This window comes from Qipengyuania sp. GPGPB31, assembly GCF_038396345.1.
GTDB lineage: Bacteria > Pseudomonadota > Alphaproteobacteria > Sphingomonadales > Sphingomonadaceae > Qipengyuania > Qipengyuania citrea.
The window spans coordinates 89,490-104,782 of the sequence record NZ_CP149572.1; the positions used below are offsets into that span (position 1 = coordinate 89,490).

Genomic DNA, 15,293 nt, shown 5'->3' on the forward strand with positions numbered 1-15,293 from the left:
CGCTTGCCGGAGTGCCCGCGCGCGGCTGATCGCTCAGGTGTCGAACCAGTGCCGCAGTTCGTCGAGAGCGCGACCGATATTCGCGTCGTCGGCGGCAAGCTTCAGATCCCGTTCGATCCGGCCTGCAAGCTGGCCGAGTTCTTCGTCACCGAAGTATTTGGCGATGCCGGCCATGACGTGGAGCTTGTCGCGCAGCAGGTCGCATTGCGCGGAACCAAGCATGTCCTCGCCCTCGAGCGCGGCAAGCTGGTTACGCAGTTCGAGCTTGCGCTGTTCGTACATGTTCCGGGCATCGTCCACATCTACCGAAAGGTCGGTTTCCGCCAACTCGCCGGAGCCCGGCGCCGGTTTGGTGAGCCATTGTTCGAGACAGGGGCCAAGCCGTTCTGCCGAGATCGGCTTGGCGACATGGTCTTGCATGCCGGCTTCCATGCACAATTCGATATCGTCGGCATAGGCATTCGCGGTAACCGCGATGATCGGCAGTTCGCGCGGACCGACGCCATTCGCGCGGAGCGCGCGTGACGCGTCGAGCCCGTCCATGACCGGCATCTGCATGTCCATCAGCACGGCATCGAACGGTCGGCCCTGTGCCTTCGCCTCCATGACCTGCTGGACCGCCTGCTGACCGTCGTCGGCGACCTGCGTTTCCACTCCCAGGCGCGAGAGCATCGCGACGATGAGCTTCTGGTTGATCTCCGCGTCCTCCGCCAGCAGCACCCGCCGCCCGGCCAGCGCCGTACGGTAGCTCGATGCCGAACTGTCCTGTTTTGCTGCGGACTTTTGCGCAGGGCATTTCACCAAGGGCAGGACAAGTTCGAAAGTCGACCCCTTGCCCGGCGTGCTTTCGGCGGTCAGCCGGCCGTCCATCAGTTCGGCGAGTTGGCGCGCAATCGCCAGGCCGAGCCCCGTGCCACCGCCCGAAGCGCTGGCCTTGCCCTTGCCGAAATTATCGAGCTGCGCGAATTCCTCGAAGATATAGGCGAGCTGGTCGGGCGGCACGCCGATACCGGTATCGATCACCCGGAACACGATCTTGCCGTCTTTTTCGCAGGCCTCCACGCGCACCGATCCGCGCTCGGTGAACTTGATTGCATTGCCGACGAGGTTGAGGACGATCTGGCGGATGCGCAACTTGTCGCCAATGCCTTCGGGCATGTCCGGGGGGACATCTATGTCGAGCCTGATACCCTTGGCCTTGGCATTGGGTTCGAACAAGCGCGCGCTGCTGCGTACGATATGCCCGAAATTCACCGGTTCGCGGGTCAATTGCATCCGGCCGGCCTCTATCTTCGACAGGTCGAGCAATTCATTCAGCAGGCGCAGCATGGCCTTGCCCGAATCCGAAATCATCCGCGCATAGTCGTGGTGCTCTTTCTCGAGCTCGCTTTCGAGCAGCAGATCGGCGAACCCGATCACGCCGTTCATCGGCGTGCGGATTTCATGGCTCATATTGGCCAGGAAATGTGCCTTGGCCTGCGAAGCACGCTCGGCAATGTCGCGCGACTGGCGGAGTTGCTCTTCGGCCTCCACCGTTTCGGTGATATCCTTGAAAATGCCGAATACCGTGACGACTTCCCCTGTTGGGGCGGTTTCGGCATTGCCCAGGCTGGCCACATGGCGCAGCTCACCGTCGGGGCGCACGATACGGGCCTGGAATTCGAAATCGGCCCCTTCGGAAAACGCCTTGTCGACCATTTCCGAAACCCGCGCGCGATCTTCTTCACAGTAGAAGTCGAGACCGGAAGCCACGTCGGGGACGAAGTCCTTGTCCACGCCATGGATGCGATAGACCTGATCGGACCAGAACAGCGTGCCTTCCTGCACGTCGACCCGCCAGTGTCCGATATTGGCGCTCTCCTCTGCCATCTGGAGCAGGCGATTGTTTTCGCGCAATTGCGCATTGCGCTCGCTGTCGCGCAATTTCTGGCGTCGCCGTCCCCCGATATCGCGCACGACGCCCACGAAATCGCGTATTTCGCCATTGTCGCGCCAGCGCGTCGTCATATGCGCTTCGAGCCACACATAATGGCCATCCGCATGCTTGTGGCGGTAAGTGGTCAGCGTCGACGAAACCTCACCATTGAACAGCTTTTCGCTGGCTTCCATGGTGAGGGCGCGGTCATCGGGATGGATGGCGTTGATTGGCGAGAGGCCGATCATTTCCTCGGGCGTGAAACCCAGCAGCCATTTGCATGATGGGCTGACATAGCGGCGGACCCGATCGGGCCCGATAGCCACAATCATGTCGGGCAGACCCTCGACGACTTCCTCGACCGTGGGGGCGACAGGCGCTGTCTTGCCGGGCAGACCAGCGACGGCTTCGGTCTTGCCGTGGTTGCTGCTGCGTGCGGTCCGCCACAGCGCCAGCAGCACGACCGCGACGGCTCCGAGAGCGAAGCCGAGCAGACCCGATTGCAAATCCATGCTCATGTCTACGACGCCCGACCCCGAGTTTTGCGCACTATTGCTCCTGCGGTATGCAAGATAGCGGCTGTTGGTACAATCCCGCCGGAAAGAACCGAAAAGGCCGTCGAGAAATGGCGGGCACTATCAACAGGCTATACATGACGGGCGCTTAAAAAAGCTTTGGGCCGCAATGTGGGAAACCCTGATGTTTTTCGCATAAAAGCGCTCTGGCCAGACGGGTCGCAGTACGGATCGCCAGCCCGGGGGCCTGGTCGATCCGGCGAGATTAGCCGCGCGCCGCATTCTCCAGCGGTTCGCCGGTGACCGGGTAGCCGAAATCCTCACCTATATGCAGCCATGACCGGCCATCGGTATCGTCGATGAAGGGGGTGATGGTGCGCACGGGGATGGCTTCCGCCTGCGCGCGCGCGGCCGCGAAACTGTCGAACAGCGCCAGCCGTTCGAGATTGCGCCGGGTCGGAAAGATCACCTTGATGTCACCCTGTTCGGCAGCGTCGAGCGCGCCTTGTGCGCTGATCCAGAACAGATGCGTGTTTTCCGACAGGTCGGCTTCGATCTCGACCGCCCCGGTGCCCAAATCGGCCAGATAGAAACGCGTATCGTAGACACGCGGGATCCGTTCGTTCTTGGGAAACCAGCGCGCAAACGGCACCAGCTGGGCCAGATCGAGTTCCCAGTTGAAATGTTCGAGCACGGGGGCAAGCTCACCGGTTTGCTGAAGGAACCGGCGTGCGGCACGCGCCTTGTCGGCATCGATTTCGCCTGCAAGCCCGATCGCGAGACCCGTCTCCTCCAGCGTTTCGCGAACCACTGCGACCTGGTGGGCCGCCTCTTCGGGATCGAGCGGTCCGCCGATCCGCGCGCCGAGATCGAAATCGGCGGGATCGACCCGGCCGCCCGGGAACACCGCCATGCCGCCGGCGAAGACCATTTCGCGCGAACGGATCGTCATCAGGATTTCCGGCGGGCCGCCGGCCGGCGCATTGCGGAATATGACGACGGTGGCAGCGGGAATGCCTGCGGGCCCGGCTTGTGGTTGTTCGCTCATGCCCATGTTGTGGCGGGGGGAGGGGGGAATGCCAAGCGCAAAGGTAAACAGCGCCTGTCGGGCTATTTTACACTAAGCATCGCGGGAAAAATCGCGTTTACCATTGAGGTGCGCCGGATCGCAGCGTTGCATGGAGTTTGGCACGGGGGATGCATGTCGATGGGTATCATGTTCGGTCTTCAACGGAATGCTCCCCCCAGCATCCGGACGAACAAAAGGCCCGCCCGGTTCTCCACCCGGCGGGCCTTACCCGTTCTGGGAGGATACGGCGCGCGTGACGCCGTATCGCAAAATCATCAGGACGCCTTGGCGACCTGCTTTTCGTCGAGCATCTGCTGGAGTTCGCCGGCTTCGAACATCTCCATCATGATGTCGCTGCCGCCCACGAATTCGCCCTTCACATAAAGCTGCGGGATCGTCGGCCAGTCCGAATAGGCCTTGATACCCTGACGGATCTCCATGTCCTGCAGCACGTCGACGCTGTCATAGGCGACACCGCAGTGATCGAGAATGGCCACCGCGCGGCTGGAAAAGCCGCACTGCGGGAAGAGCGGCGTGCCCTTCATGAAAAGCGTGACGTCGTTGGCGCCAACGATGTCGGCGATGCGCTGGTTGGTGTCGGACATCGGCCCGTCCTTTGTATGAATCTGGTGGTCGGAATCAGGTGGGGGCTTGGGTGGTGAGTTGCAAGGCGTGCAGTTCGCCGCCCATGCGACCGCCCAGCGCGTCATACACCAGCTTGTGCTGCTTGACGCGGGTCAGCCCCGCAAATTGGGGCGCCGTGACCTTGGCCGCCCAGTGGTCGTTATCGCCCGCAAGGTCGCGCATCTCGACGCTGGCACCGGGCAGGGCTTCCTCGATCAACGCGACGATGTCGTCGGCAGCCATCGGCATCCGATCAGGCCCCGCCGCTCATGAACTGGCGCCGCGCTTCGACAGCGCATTCTTCCAGCTTGGTGCGGATATCGGACTCGCTGACGTCGCAGTCGGCCGCGGTGAGATCGCCCAGCAGCTTGCGGATCACGTCTTCGTCGCCCGCTTCCTCGAAATCGGCCTGCACGACCGCTTTCTTGTAAGCGTCGGTTTCCTCGTCGGTCAGGCCCATCAGGCCTGCCGCCCATTCGCCGACCAGGCGGTTGCGGCGGGCGGCGATCTTGAAGGCGTTTTCCTCGTCAAAGGCGAACTTGGCTTCCTCGCCGCGCTCGCGATCCTTGAAATCGGTCATGATGGTCCTCTCGGGATGGAATCTTGGGGCCGGAATAGGCCCGGCCCCGCAAGCCCGCAAGGGCGCTTGTGTGATCCTCCCGCGCGAGCGGCTATTCCATTGTGACCACGAGCTTGCCAATCGCGCCGCGGTTTTCGAGCTTGGCGATGGCCTCATGCGCGCGTTCGATCGGATAGGTCTCGCTGACCAGCGGATTGATCTTGCCCGCCTTCCACAGGTCGAACAGTTCCTCGATATTGCGCTGATTGCGCTCGGGCTCGCGCGCGGTAAAGGCGCCCCAGAACACGCCGCGGATGTCGCAGCTCTTGAGCAGGGTGAGGTTGAGCGGCATCTTGGCGATCCCGGCGGGGAAACCGATCACGAGGAAACGGCCTTCCCAGGCGATCGCACGCAGTGCGGGTTCGGAATAATCGCCGCCGACGATGTCATAGACGATATCCGCGCCATTGGGGCCGACGGCGGTCTTGAAGTCGCTCGCCAGTTGCTTGGAAGTGTCCTTGTCGAACGGCGCGCGCGGATAGATCACCACTTCGTCCGCGCCGTGCTGCTTGGCGACTGCGCCCTTTTCCTCGGTCGAAACCGCGGCCACGACGCGGCAGCCATAGGCCTTCGCCAGTTCGACCGCCGATAGTCCGACACCGCCCGCGGCGCCCAGCACGAGGACGGTTTCGCCCTCCTTGATGTCGCCGCGGTCCTTCAGGCCGTGGATCGTGGTGCCATAGGTCATCAGCAACGCGCTGGCTTTTACCAGGTCGATCCCCTCGGGCACCTTGAACAGGCGTTCGGCCGCCACTGCGACCTTTTCCTGCAGCCCGCCATTGCCGATGCCGCACATCACGCGGTCGCCCACGGCGAAGCCTTCGACGCCCTCGCCCAGCGCCTCGATCGTGCCCGAGATCTCGCCACCCGGAGCAAACGGGCGGGGCGGCTTGAACTGGTACATGTCGCGGATAATCAGCGTGTCGGGAAAATTGATGGCGCAGGCAGCGACCTTGACCAGCACTTCGCCCTTGGCGGGGGTGGGGGCGTCGATATCCTCGACGACCAGGGTTTCGGGTCCGCCGGTTTCCTTTGAAAGGACTGCCTTCACGCTGCTTCTCTCCTCTGTGGTTTGTCGAGCCAGGGCAGGGCGCCCCCGCGCGTCTGTTCGTGTTGTGTGATGGCGCTTTCGCTGCCCAGCGTCAGGCCGATCTCGTCGAGTCCCTCGAGCAGGCAGCGTTTGCGGAACGGATCGATCTCGAATGCGAAGCGATCCTGGAATGGCGTTGTGACGACCTGGTTCTCGAGGTCGATGGTGATCGGCTGCTCTTTCGCGACTTCGAGCAGGCGATCGACATGTTCCTGCGGCAATTCGACCGCGAGGATTCCGTTCTTGAAGGCGTTGCCGGCGAAAATGTCGGAAAAGCTGGGCGCGATCACTGCGGCAAGACCCATGTCGAGCATCGCCCATGCGGCATGTTCGCGGCTCGATCCGCAGCCGAAATTGTCGCCTGCGATCAGGATCGGCGCCTGCGCGAAATCCTCGACGTCGAAGGGGTTGCCCGGGGTTGCGCGGATCGTCTCGAACGCGCCTTCGCCGAGGCCTTCGCGGCTGACCGTCTTCAGCCAGTGCGCGGGAATAATCACATCGGTGTCGATGTTTTTCAGCCCCAGCGGAATCGCGCGGCCTTCGATCGTGGACACGGCTTTCATCGCACGGCCCCCGCCACGCGTGGCGCGGTCCCAAATCCTGATTTCGGCGCCATGGCTCTCCCCCCAGCGACGTGTGAGATCAATCGGTTTCGGGATTTTCCCCCGAAGGGATCGGACCCGGCTGGCGCGGTCCGTTCTTCTTCTCCTTGCGCTTGTTCGCATAGAGCAAGGCTGCGGCAACGGCGGCGGAGCCGATGGCCCCGACGATGGCGGCTTTTCCGGAAAGCTTCTTGGTCATCGGTTCTCAATGGTCAGCCACCGTTCGCTTGGCAAGGGGTAGCTTGCGCACATCGGCGAGCCGCCCCGTAACCGCGGCGGCAGCCGCCATTGCCGGGCTGACCAGATGGGTGCGTGCGCCCGGCCCCTGGCGGCCGACGAAATTGCGGTTGCTGGTCGATGCGCAGCGTTCGCCGGGAGGTACCTTGTCGGGATTCATCGCGAGACAGGCCGAACAGCCCGGTTCGCGCCATTCGAAACCGGCGTCCATGAATATCCGATCGAGTCCCTCGGCTTCGGCGGCCCGCTTGACCAGTCCCGAACCGGGCACGACAATCGCCCAGCGGACATTGGGCGCCTTGGTGCGGCCCTCGAGCACCTGCGCCGCGGCGCGCAGGTCCTCGATCCGGCTGTTGGTGCAGCTGCCGATGAAGACATTCTCGACCGCGATGTCCTCGATCCGCATGCCGGGTTCCAGCCCCATGTAATCGAGGCTCTTGCGCGCGGCTTCCTGTTTGGAAGGGTCGGCGAAGCTGGCGGGTTCGGGGACGGTGCCGCCGACCGGCACGACATCCTCAGGGCTGGTCCCCCAGCTGACCGTCGGCTCGATGTCGGCGGCATCGATCACGACCGATTTGTCGAACACCGCGCCATCGTCGGTCACCAGCGAACGCCACCATGCGACTGCGCGGTCCCAATCGCCGCCGCACGGCGCATAGGGGCGGCCGCGAAGGTAGTCGAAGACGATATCGTCGGGGGCGATAAGTCCGGCGCGGGCACCGCCTTCGATACTCATGTTGCAGACCGTCAGGCGGCCTTCGACGCTCATCTCGCGGAACACCTCACCCCGGTATTCGATGACATGGCCGGTGCCCCCGGCAGTGCCGATGACGCCGATGATATGCAGGATCAGGTCCTTGGGCGTGACGCCCGGGCCCAGCGCGCCATCGACGCGGACTTCCATCGATTTCGAGCGGCGCAACTGCAGCGTCTGCGTGGCCAGCACGTGTTCAACCTCGCTGGTCCCGATCCCGAAGGCCAGCGCGCCGATGCCGCCGTGCGCGGCGGTATGGCTGTCACCGCATACGATGGTCGCACCGGGCAGCGAGAAACCCTGCTCGGGGCCGACGACATGGACGATGCCCTGCTCGGGCGCGACCGCATCGATGTAATCGATTCCAGATCCGGGGGCGTTGCGTTCGAGCGCGGCGAGCTGGGCAGCGCTTTGTGCATCCTCGATCGGCAGCCGCGAACCATCCGCGGCCACCCGCGGCGTGGTGGGCAGGTTATGGTCGGGGACCGCCAGCGTCAGGTCGGGACGGCGCACCTGCCGTCCGGCCAGGCGCAGCGCGTCGAAGGCCTGCGGGCTGGTGACCTCGTGAACCAGGTGACGGTCGATATAGAGCAGGCAGGTGCCATCGTCGCGCTGTTCGACGACATGCTGGTCCCAGATCTTCTCGTAAAGCGTGCGCGGTGTGTTGCCCATGGCCCGGGAATGTGCGGGAGGAAGCCCACCTGCGCAAAAAGGCAAAACAAGAGTCTTCCAAACTTAACCTTTCCCTGCTCTACTGACATGAATGTCAGCAAAGCCATTCACCTTTCCGATCAAGGTCCTCCCGGACGATATCGATTTCATGGGGCACGTGAACAACGCGCGCTATCTCAACTGGGTGCAGGACACAGTGCTCGCGCACTGGCAGAAACTCGCCCCCGCCGAGGAAGTGGCCAGCAAGGCCTGGGTCGCGCTCAAGCACGAGATCACCTATCGCCGCCCGGCCTTTCTCGACGATGATGTCATCGCCGAAACCGTGCTGGAGAAGATCGCCGGCGCGCGCAGTTTCTACAATACGGTGATTCGCCGCGGCGAAGACGTGCTGGCCGAAGTGCAGAGCATGTGGTGCTGCATCGATGCCAAGAGCCTGCGACCGGCACGAATCAGCCGCGAAGTCGCCGAAACCTGTTTCGGCCTGCCCGGCAAGCCGAAGGCGCAAACAGGCAGCTAAAGCGCCGACCGCCCTTTGTCTGCCGCGCGCTAGCTCCTATATTCACGCAATGGCCGTTTTCATCCCCGCACTGATCGTTCTGGCGACCGTGGTCGCGATGGAATGGGTCGCATGGGCGAGCCACAAGTACATCATGCATGGCTTCGGCTGGGGGTGGCACCGAGACCATCACGAACCGCACGACAATCTGCTTGAGAAAAACGATCTCTATGCGGTCGTCGGCGCGGCGATGAGCATTTCGATGTTCGCGCTGGGCAGCGAATGGGTGATGGGCGAGGGGGCCTGGTGGCCAGCCACGTGGATCGGGCTCGGCATAATGGCATATGGCGTCATCTACACGCTGGTGCATGACGGGCTGGTTCACCAGCGCTACTTCAAATGGGTCCCCAAGAGCGGTTACGCCAAGCGTCTGGTCCAGGCGCACAAGCTGCACCATGCCACGATCGGCAAGGAAGGCGGGGTCAGCTTCGGCTTCGTCTTCGCCCGCAGCCCGGCAGCACTCAAGGCCGAATTGCGCCGCCAGCGCGAAGCGGGCATCGCCATCGTACGCGAAAGCGCCGGAGCCTGAGGCCCCGGCGCTTCCAGTCCGCCGTGTGCGGTCTTACTTGGCGTAGTTTACATACAATCCGTGGATCAGGCCGGGGATATAGCCCAGCAGCGTCAGCACCAGATTGATCAGCGCGGTCTTGCCGAGCCCGTGCTTGGCGGCAACGCCGAGCGGGGGCAGCAGAATGGTCGCGATAAGAATAAGAATTGCCATGGGAAATGTCCTTTTGTCGTCCCTCCCGTCGTTCGGGTCATCAACGGGCCGGGGCGCGCGCGGTTCCGCCGGCCTATTCGTTGCGCGTGGCAATCCAGCTGCCGCAGATCACCAGCACGGCGACTGAAATCCAGTACCAGGGATGGCCGAGCGTATACCAGGTGAACACCGCGCCAGTGGCCATCGCGCCGATCGCCATGGTCTTCGACCTGCGGCTGATCGCACGGCGCTCGCGCCAGTCTTTCACATGCGGCCCCCAGTGGGGATGATCGAGGATCTTCTGCTCGAGCTCGGGGCTCGACCGGGCGAAGAAATAGACTGCCAAGAGGAGAAAAGGCACGGTCGGCATGATGGGCAGGGCCGCACCCACGGCGCCAAGCCCGACGGCAAGGAAGCCGAGGCCCTTGTAGAGCGGCCGTTTCAAGTCACCCGGCCGCGATTCGCGCCGCGTGCTCCCGGACGAGTGCAATCATGTTCGGCACGCCCTGCGTGCGATTGCTCGACAGCTGGTTCTTGAGATCGAAGGGTTCGAGCGCGCCAGCCACGTCCATGGCCGCCACTTCGTGGGCAGGGCGATCCTGAACGGCGGCAATCACCAGCGCGACGATCCCCTTGGTGATCGCAGCGTTGCTGTCGGCCAGGAAGTGCAATGTGTCGGCCTTGCCGGTGGGATAGACCCACACCTGTGCCGAACAGCCGCGCACCAGCGTGGCATCGGTCTTGAGGGCATCGGGCATCGCTTCGAGTTCGCGGCCCAGTTCGATCAGCAGGCGATAGCGTTCGTCGCCTTCGAGGAACTCGTATTCTTCGGCGATGTCGGAAAGTGTGCGCATGGCGCGCCTTTAGCGGGCGTGCCTGCGGGCGTCCATCGGGCTTAGCCGAACAGGCCGCCGGGCCGGGTGAGCGCATGGTACAGCACGTAGAACCAGCCGAAAAAGCCATGGATCGCGGCCCAGACGATCGAGCCGTGCAGGCTCCAGCTGATGGCCACCGCAATCGCACTGCCAAGGCCGATCCCGGCGCGCGCGGCGTCGGTGCGGACCACGGTCACAGATCGACGCCGCTGGCGATGGCTTCGAGTTTCTTGATTCGTTCCTTCAGGTCGGCCAGCTCGATCCGCGCCGCGCCGATCGTCGATCCGCTTTCGGGCCGGTCGGCCGCGGGGTGGCGGTCCAGCTCTTCACGCTTGAGCGCCAGCCAGCCCTGCCAGGCGCGCAGGAGGGCAGCGGCCACGATGGTCAGGCCGACCAGCGCTGCGCCTGCGATTATCAAAGTCGGTTCGAACATAACCTCATGTCCTCCTTGAACCTCGCCGCCTCAATCGGACTGCTTGTCGCGCAGTTCTTCGATTTCGGCGGCGATCTGCTTGGTTTGCCGTGCGTCGAGCGAATTGTTGTCGGTCGCGATCCGTTCGAGCACCTTGATGCGTTCGCGCAATTCCTCGACTTCGCGTTTCTCGGCGGCAGAGATACGATCCTCGCTCTCTTGCTGCCGGCCGCGTTCGATGCGTCCCATTGCCCGGTAGCGCTCGCGCATGATGGCGGCGATCGTGGCAATCGCGACGATTGCGACAATGGCGGTCCAGAAACTCATCGGGTCGCTCCCTGCGGCATGGTGCGGACCTCGATTTCCTGCAGGTCGCGCAATTCGTCGATCTGCGATGCCAGCGCGTGATTGCCGTCGGTGGCAATGCGTTCGAGCACGCGGATGCGTTCTTCCAGCTGGCGATGTTCGGTATTGTCCGTGGCCGCTTGTCCGGCCTTGGCTTCGGCGATCCGCGCTTCCAGCTCGAGCCTCTGCAACTTGTGGGCCCGGCTGCGGTTGCCTGCGACCGTACCGAAGGTCAGCACGATCAGCAGGATGGCGAGCACGAAACCGAAGATCAGAAGCAGGTCGGCATCCATCAGTTGGCATCCTTCGTGTCGCGAAGGCGATCGATCTCATGGGTAAGGTGATAACCGCTGTCGGTGACGATACGTTCGACATTGCCGAGCCGGTCCTTCACCGAACCGAGTTCGGCGCGGAGTTCGGCATTTTCCTGTGTGAGCAGCTTCACCCGTTCGACCGCCTGGTCGTTCTTGGGATAGACCGACATGCCCCAGCTGTTTTCGAGCGGGTAGCCGTTCTTGACGCGGATCCAGGTATTGACAATCCAGGCCAGCGACATGGCGATCACGCCGCCGATGACGGTGGTTTCGGTGATGAATTCCATTACGCTTTCTCCCCGCGCTTGAGGTTCAGTGGCACGCCGGCATCGCTTGCCGGCTTGTCGCGCAGCGCCTCGATCTCGTCATGCAGCGAATAGCCGCGGTCGGTGACGATCTTTTCGAGCACCACCATGCGGTCCTGCATGGTGTCGAGCTTGTCGTGCAGCTGGCGGTTCTCGGCTTTCAGTGCCTTGGTTTCCGCCGTGTCGCTGCGTTCGGTCTTGCCGCCCCATTCATCCTCGAGCGAATAGCCGTGCTTGGCACGGATCCAGTTGTTGATCAGCCAGCCACCGGTGCTCAGCGCGATGATGACGATGACGAATTCGGGTCCACCCCAATTCATGACTTGTGTTCTCCCTGTTTCATATCGAGCGGTGTTCCGCTGTCGGTCGCTTCCACGCTGCGCTGGTCGCGCAGGGCTTCGATCTGTGTTGCTACGTTGTAGCCGCTGTCCGTGACGATGCGTTCGAGCACCCGGACCCGTTCTTCGAGATCGCCCACGCGGCTGGCATATTGGGCGGCCTTCTCGGCAGTGCTCTCGGCGGTCGCGCTGAGCTGCATCTCTGCCATCTTGTGCTGGTGGCGGGTCCAGATTGCCAGCCCGCCGATCAGGAACGGCGCCAGCGGAATGAGATAGGCCCAGTCGAACATTGCTTGTGCTCCCCCTGTGTCGGTTCCCGGATTACCGGAGGCGTTCGATCTCGGCGGTCAGCCGCGGGTTGTTGCTGACGTAGAAGGTTTCCACTTCGGCCAGGCGGCGGTCGACATCCTTCATCCGGGCGCGGATTTCGCGCGCGGTACGCTTGGGGTTCTGCCGCACGCGCTGCCAGTAGGTCTGCTCTTCGCGGTCGACATAGAGGTGCGCAGGCTTCTTGTTCAGCAGCAGGCCGGCGATGAAGTAGAACGGGATCGTCGATCCACCGGTCATGAAGGTCAGGCCGAGAAAGCCGAGCCGGACCCAGAAGGCGTTGACGCCGGTGTAATCCGCGATGCCCGAGCACACACCCATGAGCTTCGCGTTCTGTTTGTCGCGGTAAAGCGTCGTGCGGGGGCTGTTCACTGGCTGGCTCCTTTTTTCTCGGCAATCAGCTGTTCGAGTTCGCGCAGCTGCTGGTTGTCCTGTTCGCTGTCGTGGACGATGCGGGCGGGACGGAATTCGGGATTGTCGCTGGCGACGAGGCGTTCGACCGTGTCCATCCGGTCATCGAGCCGCTTGGCGAGGTTGTAGAGTTCCTCGAGCAGCGCTTCGTCGTCGCCGGTGATCGTCGCGGAGGTCTTCCACTTGGTGATGTAGTGAAGGATGATCCACGGAAGCCCGATGAAGATCGCGGGAATGATGATAATCTCTTCCATGGGGTCAGTCCTCCTTGCCGGCGCTGCCCTTGCCGAGCGCCTTTTTCATCTGTTCGAGTTCGTCGTCGATCGCATCGGCGCCCTCGAGCGCGGCGATCTCGTCCGACAGGCTGGGCTTGTCCGACTGATCGGCAATGTTCAGCGCATCGGCGCGGCCTTCGGCATAATCGACCCGGCGTTCGAGCTGGTCGAAGCGGCTGAGTGCATCGTCGACGCGTTCGTTGGTCATCAGGCTGCGCAGCTTGACGCGGTTCTCGGCGCTTTCGAGACGCGCGGCGATCGCGGTCTGGCGGCTGCGGGCTTCGCGCAGGCGGTTCTGCAGCTTCTGGATGTCCTGCTCGTAGGCGCGCAGCGCATCGTCGAGCACGGCGATTTCCTGCTTGAGCTGCTCGCTCATGTCGCTGGCTTTCTTCTTCTCGACCAGCGCGGCGCGGGCAAGATCCTCGCGATCCTTGGACACGGCCAGCTGCGCCTTCTCGCCCCAGTCCGCCTGGAGCTTGTCCAGCTTGACCGTGTGACGATGCATTTCCTTCTGGTCGGCAATCGTGCGCGCGGCGCTGGCGCGGACCTCGACCAGCGTTTCCTCCATTTCGAGGATGATCATCCGGATCATCTTCTGGGGGTCGTCCGCCTTGTCGAGCATGTCGTTGAAATTGGCAGCGATGATATCGCGGGTGCGGCTGAAAATGCCCATTAAAGGTGCTCCACTGGAAAAAAAGTCCGATCCCTTCGACCGTCCGCTGTCACGCGTCGGAGTTGGCGAGCGGCGCAGCCGTTCTACCTCCTCCTCGATACGCGACAAGCGAGGGCGGGCCGAAGCGTCGCCGGTGTCGTTGTCCCGGCGGTTTTCGGGGGACTGCCGCTCCGGCCCTAGGGGATCATGATCGGGGGGCAGGGTCATGCAATCTCGACCTGTTCATATGCGGCCAGCACCGGCGTGGGCGTCGTCACCGCGATCTGCGAGCTCAGTACGACGAAGGTGGCCATCGCAGCGATGCTGGCGATGGCGGCCTGTCCAAGCTGGCTGCGGAAGAAGCTGCGGTTGTACATCTGTGGGTTACCTCCCTTGGGGCCGGTGGGCCAATTGCTGTTGTCCTAGGTTAAGCAAGCGGTGTGCCAAACCCCGGAAACGGGAGGATAGCGGGGGTTTTTGCAGATACATCAAATGGCGTGTTGGTTTTTCTTGCCAAGCATTGGGAAATATTCCTATCTCTTGGTCATGGAGCGGGGAAATCAGTTTGTCGGCCAGTCGGGGGCGTTCCTCGATGCGGTCGAACGGGCCAGCCGGGCAGCGCCGATGCGGCGGCCCGTGCTCGTCGTGGGCGAGCGCGGAACGGGCAAGGAACTGATCGCCGAACGCTTGCATCGCCTTTCCACCCGCTGGGACGAACCGCTGGTCGTCATGAACTGCGCCGCCTTGCCCGAAACGCTCATCGAAGCCGAACTGTTCGGACACGAGGCGGGCGCGTTCACAGGTGCTACCAAGGCGCGCGCCGGAAGGTTCGAGGAAGCCGACAAGGGCACGCTATTTCTCGACGAACTGGGCACTTTATCGACCGGTGCGCAGGAACGGCTGCTGCGCGCGGTGGAATATGGCGAGGTTACGCGGATCGGATCGAGCCGCCCGATGCGCGTCGACGTGCGGATCGTCGGCGCGACCAACGAGGACCTCCCGGCCAAGGCGGAGCAGGGCGAGTTTCGCGCCGACCTGCTCGACCGGCTGAGTTTCGAGGTCATCACCCTGCCGCCGCTGCGCGTGCGCGAAGGCGATGTCGAGGTGCTGGCCGATTATTTCGGACGCCGTATGGCGGCCGAACTCGGCTGGGAAGGCTGGCCCGGTTTCGCGCCGCATGTCGCCGACCAGCTCGAACGGCACGACTGGCCCGGCAATGTGCGCGAATTGCGCAATGTCGTCGAGCGCGCGATCTATCGCTGGGACGATTGGGACCAGCCGATCGGGCACGTCGTGTTCGATCCCTTCGACAGCCCGTGGAAACCCGCCGGCCCGGGCCCGCGCAAGGACAGTCCGGCGCCGCAGTCGGCTGCAACGGCCGCGCCTGCCACGCCTGATTTCGATCTCGTCGCGGATCTGCGCGGAGCGGTGGATGCGCATGAGCGTGCGATCGTCGAGCATGCGCTGGGCAAGCATCGCTGGAACCAGCGCCAGACTGCCAAGGCGCTCGGCCTGACTTACGACCAGCTGCGCCATTGCATCAAGAAGCACGGGCTGACCGACGACGACTGACCGGTGCGGGGCCGGCCGGGCGCCCGTCAAGCTGTTGCAATCGCGTGCTGTTCGGCGCTTCCCGCTTACCGCTTGCTTTTCGCAGGACTCGCGCCTATCTGGCTGGGCATCCCG

The 15,293-nt window shown here is 63.3% G+C and carries 26 protein-coding genes; 3 read left to right on the top strand and 23 right to left on the bottom strand.

Going from position 1 to position 15,293, the window contains the following annotated elements; genetic code table 11:
- Positions 1-33: 33 nt before the first annotated feature.
- The 9 genes from WKH79_RS00475 to leuC form a co-directional block, all read right to left on the bottom strand.
- Positions 34-2,433 (bottom strand): ATP-binding protein, encoded by a 2,400-nt coding sequence (locus WKH79_RS00475; protein ID WP_341859283.1) that lies wholly within the window; start codon positions 2,431-2,433, stop codon positions 34-36.
- Between the two features lie 262 nt (positions 2,434-2,695).
- A complete protein-coding gene (locus WKH79_RS00480) occupies positions 2,696-3,478 on the bottom strand; it encodes an NUDIX domain-containing protein (RefSeq protein WP_157052109.1) in 783 nt (260 codons plus the stop codon).
- 296 nt (positions 3,479-3,774) lie between these two features.
- Positions 3,775-4,104, bottom strand: a complete 330-nt coding sequence (grxD, locus tag WKH79_RS00485) for a Grx4 family monothiol glutaredoxin (RefSeq protein WP_050600158.1) — start codon at positions 4,102-4,104, stop codon at positions 3,775-3,777.
- A 34-nt stretch (positions 4,105-4,138) separates the two neighbouring features.
- Positions 4,139-4,372, bottom strand: a complete 234-nt coding sequence (locus WKH79_RS00490; protein ID WP_050600159.1) for a BolA/IbaG family iron-sulfur metabolism protein — start codon at positions 4,370-4,372, stop codon at positions 4,139-4,141.
- A gap of 4 nt (positions 4,373-4,376) precedes the next feature.
- Entirely contained in the window at positions 4,377-4,703 is a 327-nt protein-coding gene (locus tag WKH79_RS00495) for a DUF1476 domain-containing protein (protein WP_341859284.1), read from the bottom strand.
- Between the two features lie 91 nt (positions 4,704-4,794).
- Positions 4,795-5,793, bottom strand: a complete 999-nt coding sequence (locus WKH79_RS00500) for an NADPH:quinone oxidoreductase family protein (protein WP_341859285.1) — start codon at positions 5,791-5,793, stop codon at positions 4,795-4,797.
- Positions 5,790-6,395: a 3-isopropylmalate dehydratase small subunit gene (leuD, locus tag WKH79_RS00505; RefSeq protein ID WP_063507104.1), complete on the bottom strand. Its 606-nt coding sequence runs from the start codon at positions 6,393-6,395 to the stop codon at positions 5,790-5,792. Before leuD ends, WKH79_RS00500 begins: the two co-directional genes overlap by 4 nt.
- A 79-nt stretch (positions 6,396-6,474) precedes the next feature.
- Complete coding sequence (locus tag WKH79_RS00510; protein ID WP_063507105.1) at positions 6,475-6,633, bottom strand: hypothetical protein; 159 nt, start codon at positions 6,631-6,633, stop codon at positions 6,475-6,477.
- Between the two features lie 6 nt (positions 6,634-6,639).
- Positions 6,640-8,097 (bottom strand): 3-isopropylmalate dehydratase large subunit, encoded by a 1,458-nt coding sequence (gene leuC / locus WKH79_RS00515; protein WP_341859286.1) that lies wholly within the window; start codon positions 8,095-8,097, stop codon positions 6,640-6,642.
- A gap of 91 nt (positions 8,098-8,188) precedes the next feature.
- On the opposite strand from leuC, the gene WKH79_RS00520 reads away from it, so the two are divergent.
- Complete coding sequence (locus WKH79_RS00520; protein ID WP_063512490.1) at positions 8,189-8,614, top strand: thioesterase family protein; 426 nt, start codon at positions 8,189-8,191, stop codon at positions 8,612-8,614.
- Between the two features lie 49 nt (positions 8,615-8,663).
- Positions 8,664-9,182, top strand: coding sequence for a sterol desaturase family protein (locus tag WKH79_RS00525; RefSeq protein ID WP_063507107.1), 519 nt, complete (start codon positions 8,664-8,666; stop codon positions 9,180-9,182).
- A gap of 33 nt (positions 9,183-9,215) precedes the next feature.
- Here the strand turns inward: WKH79_RS00525 and WKH79_RS00530 are convergent, their stop codons facing one another.
- From WKH79_RS00530 to WKH79_RS00595, 14 genes are all read right to left on the bottom strand, one after another.
- Entirely contained in the window at positions 9,216-9,374 is a 159-nt protein-coding gene (locus WKH79_RS00530) for a YqaE/Pmp3 family membrane protein (protein ID WP_082835542.1), read from the bottom strand.
- A 73-nt stretch (positions 9,375-9,447) separates the two neighbouring features.
- The gene (locus tag WKH79_RS00535; RefSeq protein ID WP_050600167.1) at positions 9,448-9,798 is read right to left on the bottom strand and encodes a YbaN family protein; all 351 of its coding nucleotides are present in this window, start codon (positions 9,796-9,798) and stop codon (positions 9,448-9,450) included.
- 1 nt (position 9,799) lies between these two features.
- Complete coding sequence (locus WKH79_RS00540) at positions 9,800-10,207, bottom strand: SufE family protein (RefSeq protein ID WP_341859287.1); 408 nt, start codon at positions 10,205-10,207, stop codon at positions 9,800-9,802.
- Between the two features lie 41 nt (positions 10,208-10,248).
- Positions 10,249-10,419, bottom strand: coding sequence for a hypothetical protein (locus WKH79_RS00545; RefSeq protein ID WP_197470561.1), 171 nt, complete (start codon positions 10,417-10,419; stop codon positions 10,249-10,251).
- Between the two features lie 2 nt (positions 10,420-10,421).
- Positions 10,422-10,661 (bottom strand): hypothetical protein, encoded by a 240-nt coding sequence (locus tag WKH79_RS00550; RefSeq protein ID WP_341859288.1) that lies wholly within the window; start codon positions 10,659-10,661, stop codon positions 10,422-10,424.
- A gap of 30 nt (positions 10,662-10,691) precedes the next feature.
- Complete coding sequence (locus WKH79_RS00555) at positions 10,692-10,967, bottom strand: hypothetical protein (RefSeq protein WP_050600170.1); 276 nt, start codon at positions 10,965-10,967, stop codon at positions 10,692-10,694.
- Entirely contained in the window at positions 10,964-11,278 is a 315-nt protein-coding gene (locus WKH79_RS00560) for a hypothetical protein (RefSeq protein ID WP_341859289.1), read from the bottom strand. The genes WKH79_RS00555 and WKH79_RS00560 overlap by 4 nt, the downstream gene beginning before the upstream one ends.
- Entirely contained in the window at positions 11,278-11,586 is a 309-nt protein-coding gene (locus WKH79_RS00565; protein WP_341859290.1) for a hypothetical protein, read from the bottom strand. Before WKH79_RS00565 ends, WKH79_RS00560 begins: the two co-directional genes overlap by 1 nt.
- Positions 11,586-11,924 carry a hypothetical protein gene (locus tag WKH79_RS00570; RefSeq protein WP_063507108.1) on the bottom strand — a complete coding sequence of 113 codons (339 nt, stop codon included), beginning with the start codon at positions 11,922-11,924 and terminating at the stop codon, positions 11,586-11,588. The genes WKH79_RS00565 and WKH79_RS00570 overlap by 1 nt, the downstream gene beginning before the upstream one ends.
- Positions 11,921-12,232, bottom strand: coding sequence for a hypothetical protein (locus WKH79_RS00575; protein WP_063507109.1), 312 nt, complete (start codon positions 12,230-12,232; stop codon positions 11,921-11,923). Before WKH79_RS00575 ends, WKH79_RS00570 begins: the two co-directional genes overlap by 4 nt.
- Before the next feature lie 31 nt (positions 12,233-12,263).
- The gene (pspC, locus tag WKH79_RS00580; RefSeq protein ID WP_050600174.1) at positions 12,264-12,641 is read right to left on the bottom strand and encodes an envelope stress response membrane protein PspC; all 378 of its coding nucleotides are present in this window, start codon (positions 12,639-12,641) and stop codon (positions 12,264-12,266) included.
- Positions 12,638-12,934, bottom strand: coding sequence for an envelope stress response membrane protein PspB (gene pspB / locus WKH79_RS00585; RefSeq protein WP_050600175.1), 297 nt, complete (start codon positions 12,932-12,934; stop codon positions 12,638-12,640). Before pspB ends, pspC begins: the two co-directional genes overlap by 4 nt.
- Before the next feature lie 4 nt (positions 12,935-12,938).
- The gene (gene pspA, locus WKH79_RS00590) at positions 12,939-13,628 is read right to left on the bottom strand and encodes a phage shock protein PspA (RefSeq protein WP_050600176.1); all 690 of its coding nucleotides are present in this window, start codon (positions 13,626-13,628) and stop codon (positions 12,939-12,941) included.
- A 203-nt stretch (positions 13,629-13,831) separates the two neighbouring features.
- Positions 13,832-13,984 (bottom strand): hypothetical protein, encoded by a 153-nt coding sequence (locus tag WKH79_RS00595; RefSeq protein ID WP_197458144.1) that lies wholly within the window; start codon positions 13,982-13,984, stop codon positions 13,832-13,834.
- Between the two features lie 169 nt (positions 13,985-14,153).
- Between WKH79_RS00595 and pspF the strand changes: the two genes are divergently transcribed.
- Complete coding sequence (gene pspF, locus WKH79_RS00600) at positions 14,154-15,179, top strand: phage shock protein operon transcriptional activator (protein ID WP_230833379.1); 1,026 nt, start codon at positions 14,154-14,156, stop codon at positions 15,177-15,179.
- Positions 15,180-15,293 lie beyond the last annotated feature (114 nt).

Bases quoted from the DNA above. Each gene is read 5' to 3' on its own strand.
- WKH79_RS00520 (WP_063512490.1), top strand. From the start codon at position 8,189: ATGTCAGCAAAGCCATTCACCTTTCCGATCAAGGTCCTCCCGGACGAT.
- WKH79_RS00530 (WP_082835542.1), bottom strand. From the start codon at position 9,374: ATGGCAATTCTTATTCTTATCGCGACCATTCTGCTGCCCCCGCTCGGC.
- WKH79_RS00595 (WP_197458144.1), bottom strand. From the start codon at position 13,984: ATGTACAACCGCAGCTTCTTCCGCAGCCAGCTTGGACAGGCCGCCATC.
- WKH79_RS00575 (WP_063507109.1), bottom strand. From the start codon at position 12,232: ATGTTCGACTGGGCCTATCTCATTCCGCTGGCGCCGTTCCTGATCGGC.
- leuD (WP_063507104.1), bottom strand. From the start codon at position 6,395: ATGAAAGCCGTGTCCACGATCGAAGGCCGCGCGATTCCGCTGGGGCTG.
- grxD (WP_050600158.1), bottom strand. From the start codon at position 4,104: ATGTCCGACACCAACCAGCGCATCGCCGACATCGTTGGCGCCAACGAC.
- WKH79_RS00525 (WP_063507107.1), top strand. From the start codon at position 8,664: ATGGCCGTTTTCATCCCCGCACTGATCGTTCTGGCGACCGTGGTCGCG.
- WKH79_RS00570 (WP_063507108.1), bottom strand. From the start codon at position 11,924: ATGAATTGGGGTGGACCCGAATTCGTCATCGTCATCATCGCGCTGAGC.
- WKH79_RS00540 (WP_341859287.1), bottom strand. From the start codon at position 10,207: ATGCGCACACTTTCCGACATCGCCGAAGAATACGAGTTCCTCGAAGGC.
- pspF (WP_230833379.1), top strand. From the start codon at position 14,154: ATGGAGCGGGGAAATCAGTTTGTCGGCCAGTCGGGGGCGTTCCTCGAT.
- WKH79_RS00550 (WP_341859288.1), bottom strand. From the start codon at position 10,661: ATGTTCGAACCGACTTTGATAATCGCAGGCGCAGCGCTGGTCGGCCTG.
- WKH79_RS00510 (WP_063507105.1), bottom strand. From the start codon at position 6,633: ATGACCAAGAAGCTTTCCGGAAAAGCCGCCATCGTCGGGGCCATCGGC.
- WKH79_RS00495 (WP_341859284.1), bottom strand. From the start codon at position 4,703: ATGACCGATTTCAAGGATCGCGAGCGCGGCGAGGAAGCCAAGTTCGCC.
- WKH79_RS00480 (WP_157052109.1), bottom strand. From the start codon at position 3,478: ATGAGCGAACAACCACAAGCCGGGCCCGCAGGCATTCCCGCTGCCACC.
- pspA (WP_050600176.1), bottom strand. From the start codon at position 13,628: ATGGGCATTTTCAGCCGCACCCGCGATATCATCGCTGCCAATTTCAAC.
- WKH79_RS00560 (WP_341859289.1), bottom strand. From the start codon at position 11,278: ATGGATGCCGACCTGCTTCTGATCTTCGGTTTCGTGCTCGCCATCCTG.
- leuC (WP_341859286.1), bottom strand. From the start codon at position 8,097: ATGGGCAACACACCGCGCACGCTTTACGAGAAGATCTGGGACCAGCAT.
- WKH79_RS00555 (WP_050600170.1), bottom strand. From the start codon at position 10,967: ATGAGTTTCTGGACCGCCATTGTCGCAATCGTCGCGATTGCCACGATC.
- WKH79_RS00490 (WP_050600159.1), bottom strand. From the start codon at position 4,372: ATGCCGATGGCTGCCGACGACATCGTCGCGTTGATCGAGGAAGCCCTG.
- WKH79_RS00475 (WP_341859283.1), bottom strand. From the start codon at position 2,433: ATGAGCATGGATTTGCAATCGGGTCTGCTCGGCTTCGCTCTCGGAGCC.
- WKH79_RS00565 (WP_341859290.1), bottom strand. From the start codon at position 11,586: ATGGAATTCATCACCGAAACCACCGTCATCGGCGGCGTGATCGCCATG.
- pspB (WP_050600175.1), bottom strand. From the start codon at position 12,934: ATGGAAGAGATTATCATCATTCCCGCGATCTTCATCGGGCTTCCGTGG.